The sequence below is a fragment of the Actinomadura fibrosa genome, from assembly GCF_900659615.1.
Taxonomy (GTDB): Bacteria; Actinomycetota; Actinomycetes; order Streptosporangiales; family Streptosporangiaceae; genus Spirillospora; species Spirillospora fibrosa.
This window is the reverse complement of sequence record NZ_CAACUY010000386.1, coordinates 1-5,915: the sequence shown is the minus strand read 5'-3', so window position 1 is coordinate 5,915 and position 5,915 is coordinate 1. Positions and strand designations below refer to the sequence as shown.

Here is a 5,915-nt window from a genome sequence, read left to right as displayed (position 1 = left end):
CGCAGCGCGTCGTCGGTCGTCCCGCCCGCGCCCGTCACCGGTGCCTCCCGCGGGCGCCGGCCGGCAGTCCGAACGCGCGGTAGCGGCGCCGCCGGGCCCGTACCAGCTCGCCCGGATCCCGGTCCGCGAGGCGGGCCAGCGCGGCGGACACGGCGTCCCCGACCAGCCGCACGGCGGACGGCGGGTCGCGGTGCGCGCCGCCGTCGGGCTCGGGCACCACGCCGTCCACGATGCCCGCCCGCAGCAGCTCGCCCGCCGTCAGGCGCAGGGCGCCGGCGGCCTCCGGCGCCCGCGCGGCGTCCCGCCACAGGATGGAGGCGCACCCTTCCGGGCTGATGACCGAGTAGCAGGCGTTCGCGCTCATCAGCACCTCGTCCGCGACGGCCAGGGCGAGCGCGCCGCCGCTGCCGCCCTCGCCGGTGACGACCGAGACGATCGGCACCCGCAGGCCCGCCATCAGCCGCAGGCCGGCCGCGATGGCCGCCGCCTGGCCGCCGTCCTCCGCCTCCACGCCGGGGAACGCGCCGGGCGTGTCCACCAGCGTCACGACCGGCATCCCGAGGCTCTCGGCCATGCGCATGAGCCGTCGCGCCTTGGCGTACCCGGCCGGCGAGGCCATCCCGAACCGGCGCCTGACCAGCTCGGCCGTGGTGTGGCCCTTCTGGTGCCCGATGAGCATGACGGGGACGCCGTCCAGCCGCCCGACGCCGCCGACGATGGCGGGGCAGTCGCTGCCCGCGCGGTCGCCGTGCAGTTCCTCGAACCCCTCGAGCAGCCGGGTCGCGTGTTCCAGGCAGGTCGGACGGCCCGAGTCGCGGGCCAGCTGCACGGTCTCCCAGGCGCCGGTCGCGGGGAGCAGCGCGGCGTCCCGGATCACCGGGTCGTCGAGCGGGTCGCGGCGGACGTCCCGCCGGACGCCCAGCGCCGCCAGCCGGGCGATGGTGGGGCGGAGCGCCGACCGGGGCCGCACCATGTCCAGGAGCCCGTTGCGCAGCAGGTGCTCGGCGCGCTGGAAGCCCTCGGGAAGCCGCTCCCGGATCGTCTGCTCGATGACCCTCGGCCCCGCGAAGCCCATCCGCGCCCCGGGCTCGGCGATGATCACGTGGGTGAGCGAGGCGTACGAGGCGGCCACCCCGCCGTAGGTGGGGTCGCTGACGACGGTGACGGTCGGTATCCCGGCCTCCTCCAGCTCGCTCAGGGCCTGCGCGGTCTTGGCCATCTGCATGAGCGCGTGGGCGCCCTCCTGCATGCGGGCCCCGCCGGACGCCGTGACGATCACCAGCGCCTCGCGGTGCTCCAGCGCCGCCTCCGCGGCCCGCGTGACCGCCTCGCCCACCGCGCAGCCGAGGCTCCCGCCGAGGAAGCGGAAGTCCATCGCGACCAGCACGACCGGCACGCCGAGGACCGTGCCGCGCGCGCAGGCGACGGCGTCGGTCGTCCCGGTGCGGTCCCGCGCCTCGGCGAGCTGCTCGGCGTACGACCGCACGGCGGTGAACGCCAGCGGATCCACCAGGACCTCGCCTGCGCCGGGGTCGGGGTCGCCGAGCGGCCGGGCCGAGTCCCGGTCCAGCAGCGACGCGACGCGCTGCGCGGCGGTCAGCCGGGTGTGGTGCCCGCAGCCGGGGCAGACCCGCAGCTCACGGGCGAACCGCGGCTCGTACAGCAGCGAGCCGCATCCGCCGCAGCGGACCCACCGCGTGGTCGTCCGTTCGGGCCGGGTCACGGTGTCGGTCACTACATCCTCCTCACGAGCGTGCCACGCCATCGTCACCGCGGCCGCTTGAGACCGCCTCGAATCGCGCCTGGACACTCAGGCCGACTCGAAAGGCACGCCGGCGCCGCTCTCCGACGCCCACCGCACGAGCGGGTGGTCCCGGCCGAACTGGCCGCGCTGGTCGTAGAGGACGTTCTCGTCCGGTTCGGCGCGCCGCAGCACGTCGGCCGGCGTGGCGTCCACCTCTGCGGCGCTCCAGCCGGACGCTGCCCCGGGCGGGCCGTGCGGGGGGATCTCAGCCGGACGCGCGGCTATCGGGTCCGTGCAGGGCGGGTACGACGAGGCGCACCAGCAGCGTCCCGGAGGCGGCGGGCAGGTGAGCGGAAGGATGCTGGTGACCAGCGCCCCGTCCTTCAGCGGCCGGACGCTGAGCCACGCGTCGTAGCCCCGGTCGGTCATCACGACCAGATGGGACGAGGTCAGCGCGTTGGTCGGATGGACCACCGCCTGGCAGGCCAGGTTGCTCGCCGCGATGGACGCGGCCAGGCGCTCGCGGTGCTCGGCCGTCCGGCTGTGCACGCGGACCGTGCGCAGCGCGGGCAGCGCCACGCGCAGCGCGCGGGCGTGGTGCGCGGCCTGGCGGCCCGATCCGAGGACGGTGGCCGTGCGTGCGCCGAACCGGTACGAGTCGGCGTCTGCCGCCCGGCCCGGCCCGCGGCCTTCCGCTTTGTCTGGCCGTGTCGGTCTTTGTCGGACATGGGCCGCCAGATATTGCCCAGGCGCTGGGATCGAATGACGTTGTGCTGGGCTGATCGTGGAAAAACTCCGCCCATGTGCTGCTTCCGCGCCCGGTGCCGGTTCCCGGCCGCCGCCCTGCTGGCCGTGCTCGCGCTGACGGTGGCCGGGGCGCCGGCCCGGGCGGGAGCGGGGGCCGTCCGGTACCTCGATCCGGCGCTGCCCGTCCGGGACCGGGTGGACGATCTGCTCGACCGGATGACGCTGGACGAGAAGCTCGGCCAGATGACGCAGCCCGAGCGCAGGTACGTCGACGCGCAGGAGGTCACCCGGTACCGGATCGGGTCGGTGCTGTCGAGCGGCGGTTCGGCGCCGAGCCCGAACAGCGCCGAGGGCTGGGCGGACATGTACGACGCGCTCCAGCGGGGCGCGCTCGCGACGCCGCTGCGCATCCCGCTGATGTACGGCGTGGACGCGGTGCACGGCCACAACAACGTGGTCGGCGCGACGATCTTCCCGCACAACATCGGGATCGGCGCGTCCCGCGACCCGGGCCTGGCCAGGGCGATCGGGGCGGCGACCGCGGAGGAGATGGCCGCGACCGGCGTGAACTGGGACTTCGCGCCGTGCGTGTGCGTGGTCCGCAACGACCGCTGGGGGCGGACGTACGAGTCGTTCGGCGAGATCCCCGCGCTGCCCGCCGCGATGACGACGATGATCGACGGGCTCCAGGGGGACGGCGGGGGCGGCGCGGCCGTCCTCGCGACGGCCAAGCACTTCCTCGGGGACGGCGGCACGGCCGGCGGCGACGACCAGGGGGACGCGCGGATCTCGGAGGAGGAGCTGCGGGAGGTGCACCTGCCGCCGTTCCGGGAGGCGGTGCGGCGCGGCGTCGGCTCGGTGATGGTGTCCTACAGCTCCTGGAACGGCGTGAAGATGCACCGGAACCGGGAGCTGATCTCCGGCCTGCTGAAGGGCGAGCTGGGGTTCGCGGGGATCGTGGTGTCGGACTACAACGGCATCGACCAGATCGACGGCAGGTCCGGGTTCACCAGGGCCGAGGTCGCCGCCGCCGTGAACGCGGGGATCGACGTGGTGATGGTGCCGACGAGGTGGAAGGAGTTCATCGCGCTGCTGCGGGAGGCCGTCCAGGACGGGGAGGTCCCGATGGCGCGCATCGACGACGCGAACCGGCGGATCCTGACGCGCAAGTTCGCGCTGGACCTGTTCGAGCGCCCGCTGGCCGACCGCGGGTACGCGCGGGGGCTCGGCGGCGCCGCGCACCGGGCGCTGGCGCGGCGCGCGGTCGCCGAGTCGCAGGTCGTGCTGAAGAACGACCGGGTGCTCCCGCTGGACGAGGGCGAGAAGATCTTCGTGGCGGGCGGGCACGCCAACGACGTGGGGCTCCAGTCGGGCGGCTGGACGATCACGTGGCAGGGGGCGGCGGGCCCGACGACGCCCGGCACGACCATCCTCCAGGGCATCCGCCGGGCGGCGGGCCCGGCGGCGAGGGTGACCTACGACAGGAACGGGACGGGCGCGGACCGCTCCTACGACGCGGCGGTCGCGGTGGTGGGGGAGAAGCCGTACGCGGAGTACCACGGCGACCGCACCGACGACCTGAGACTGGACCGGGCTGACCTGGAGGCCATCGACCGGATCCGCGCCGCCCGGGTCCCCGTGGTGGTCGTGCTGGTGTCGGGCCGGCCACTCGACGTCACCGCCGAGCTGCCGAAGTGGGATGGGCTGGTCGCGTCGTGGCTGCCGGGCACCGAGGGCGCCGGCGTCGCGGACGTGCTGTTCGGCGACGCCGACCCGATGGGCCGCCTGCCGGTGACGTGGCCGCGCGACGGCGACCAGGAGCCGATCAACCGCGGCGACGGCAAGCAGCCCCTCTTCCCGCTGGGCTTCGGCCTCACCTACGACGACCGCTAGGCCAGGATCTCCTTCAGGACGGTGTCGAGGGGCGACGCGGTCACGCCGAAGGTCGTCTCCAGGCGGGACGAGTCGACCGTGAACGGGCGGTGCGACATGTGGTACGTCTCGAAGAGCTCGTTCCAGAAGGGGTCGCCGAGGCCGAGCAGGGTGAGCTCGCGGTCGGTCATCGTCTCCAGGCGCGGCGCGGGGGCGCCGGCCAGCTCCGCGAGCCGCGTGGCGACCTCCCGCAGCGGGACGTTGATCGCCGGGGCGTGCCAGGGGCGGCCCCACGCGCGGTCGTCGCGGGAGACGGCGACGAGGGCGCGGGCGGTGTCGCCGATGGCCGAGTAGCCGTGCGGGACGTCGAGCGCTGCGGGCACCAGCGCGAGCTGGCCGGCGAGCACCTTCGGCTGCACGACCAGGGAGAACAGTGAGTACGCCCCGGCGCCGAGGAACTGCCCGGCGCGGACCTCGGTGGCGCGGACGCGGCCCGCGTCGTGGGCCTCCTTGGCGCGCAGCCACATCTCGGCGCGGACCCGTCCCTTCGGCCCGGTCGCGGTGAGCGGGGCGTCCTCGGTGAGCGGGCCGTCGACCGGCCCGTAGCCGTAGAGGTTGCCGAGCATGACGTAGCCGGCGCCGGACCGCTCGGCGGCGGTGAGGATCGACCCGAACAGCGGCGGGACGGTCTCGGGCCAGGTGTGGTAGGCGGGCATCGCGGCGTTGAACAGCGTGGCGGCGCCCTCGGCGGCGCGGCTGAGCGCGTCGGTGTCGGTGGCGTCGAGCGCGGTCCGCTCGATCAGGGGGTGGTCGGGGCCGCCGCCGCCACGGCTGACCATGCGGACGCGGTCGCCCGCGCCGGCGAGGATCCGGGCGGTCGCGGTGGCCGTCGCGCCGCGGCCGATGACGACATGGAAGGGCATGATCTGCTCCAGGAAAGGGTGCGGGGGCGGGAACACGGCGTCCCCGCCGCTCCTTGACCACAGTGCCGGTCCGTCCCGCGCGGGAGCAGGGGGCCGGCCGCCAACCGTCCGGAGGTTCTGGCCACATGCACACGGTCGCGGTCGTCGTCGTGCCGCCGGTGTTGACGTTCGACGTCACGATCCCGCAGATGGTGCTCGGCGCCGCGGAGGCGGGCGGCGGGCCCGCCTACGGGGTGGAGCTGTGCGCGCTGGAGCCGGGCCGTCCGCTGGAGACGGTCGGCGGCCTGGACGTGGTGGCGCCGCACGGGCTGGACGCGGTGGAGCGCGCCGACAGCGTCATCGTCGTCGGCAGCGGCGGGCGCGCGGGCATCGAGCGGGACGTCCTCGACGCGGCGCGCGGCGCGCTCGCGGCGGGGAAGCGGGTCGCGGCGATCTGCACGGGCGCGTTCGTCCTCGCGGAGGCGGGGCTGCTGGACGGGCGGCGCGCCACGACGCACTGGGGGCTGGCCGCCGACCTGGCCCGCCGCTTCCCGGCGGTCGAGGTGGTGCCGGACGTCCTCTACGTGGAGGACGGCCCGGTGCTGACCGCGGCGGGCGCCGCCGCCGGGATCGAGATGTGCCTGCACCTG

General features: G+C 75.5%; 5 protein-coding genes. 2 read left to right on the top strand and 3 right to left on the bottom strand.

The genetic code is table 11. The annotated features are described in order from the left end of the window. Positions 1-34: 34 nt before the first annotated feature. Both accA and E1300_RS51975 read right to left on the bottom strand, forming a co-directional pair. Complete coding sequence (gene accA / locus E1300_RS46795; RefSeq protein ID WP_242619855.1) at positions 35-1,735, bottom strand: acetyl-CoA carboxylase carboxyl transferase subunit alpha; 1,701 nt, start codon at positions 1,733-1,735, stop codon at positions 35-37. Between the two features lie 75 nt (positions 1,736-1,810). Then, entirely contained in the window at positions 1,811-2,323 is a 513-nt protein-coding gene (locus tag E1300_RS51975; protein ID WP_207400396.1) for a hypothetical protein, read from the bottom strand. A gap of 222 nt (positions 2,324-2,545) precedes the next feature. On the opposite strand from E1300_RS51975, the gene E1300_RS46785 reads away from it, so the two are divergent. After that, positions 2,546-4,384, top strand: coding sequence for a glycoside hydrolase family 3 protein (locus E1300_RS46785; RefSeq protein WP_131763712.1), 1,839 nt, complete (start codon positions 2,546-2,548; stop codon positions 4,382-4,384). On the opposite strand, the gene E1300_RS46780 is transcribed toward E1300_RS46785, so the two are convergent. After that, a complete protein-coding gene (locus E1300_RS46780) occupies positions 4,381-5,286 on the bottom strand; it encodes a Rossmann-fold NAD(P)-binding domain-containing protein (protein WP_131763711.1) in 906 nt (301 codons plus the stop codon). The two genes, E1300_RS46785 and E1300_RS46780, sit on opposite strands and share 4 nt — an antisense overlap. Positions 5,287-5,411: 125 nt before the next feature. Between E1300_RS46780 and E1300_RS46775 the strand changes: the two genes are divergently transcribed. Continuing rightward, on the top strand, positions 5,412-5,915 hold a 504-nt coding region (locus E1300_RS46775), incomplete at its 3' end, for an AraC family transcriptional regulator (RefSeq protein WP_131763710.1).